Below are 575 nucleotides of genomic sequence, written 5' to 3'. Positions count from 1 at the left end.
TTTAAGCGCGTTACAAAAACGGGCAAGGCAGTTTATTTGGAGGCCAGCTACAATCCCGTTTTTGATAGTGAGGGTAAGATATATAAATTCATTAAATTTGCCTTGGACATAACGGACAAGGAAGAAAAGATTTTAATGACTTTGAGTTTGATTAAGGAAAACCAACAGCTCACCAGCGATGGCAACGACATGATCAAAAAGACCGCAGACAATATCCAAAATGTCGCCAGCACCATGAAAAATAATGTGCAACTAGTAGATACCCTAAGTGCACAATCCAACTCCATTTCAAGCATCACCCAAACCATTAAAGACATTGCCGATCAGATCAACCTATTAGCCCTCAATGCCGCTATTGAAGCTGCGCGGGCGGGTGAGCATGGGCGAGGTTTTGCGGTGGTGGCTGATGAAGTGAGAAAGCTGGCTGAACGCACTGGCAAATCTGTTACAGAGATTGCAGCGATCATCAGCTCGATTAAAGAGATCACCGCCCAAGTTGTGGTCAACATCAACACGGGTACGGAAGAAGCAGAAAAAACCGCTGAACTCTCCTATGAAACCCGAGATTTGATAGA

At 44.3% G+C, this 575-nt stretch carries 1 protein-coding gene; it reads left to right on the top strand.

The genetic code is table 11. The features are described from left to right. The coding region (locus tag QSJ47_RS08125) for a methyl-accepting chemotaxis protein (RefSeq protein ID WP_285603018.1) at positions 1 to 575 on the top strand (575 nt) is incomplete at both ends.

It is taken from the genome of Helicobacter sp. NHP22-001 (assembly GCF_030270165.1).
GTDB lineage: Bacteria > Campylobacterota > Campylobacteria > Campylobacterales > Helicobacteraceae > Helicobacter > Helicobacter gastrofelis.
Note: the sequence above shows the minus strand (reverse complement) of the source record. Positions and strands in the feature narration are given on the sequence as shown.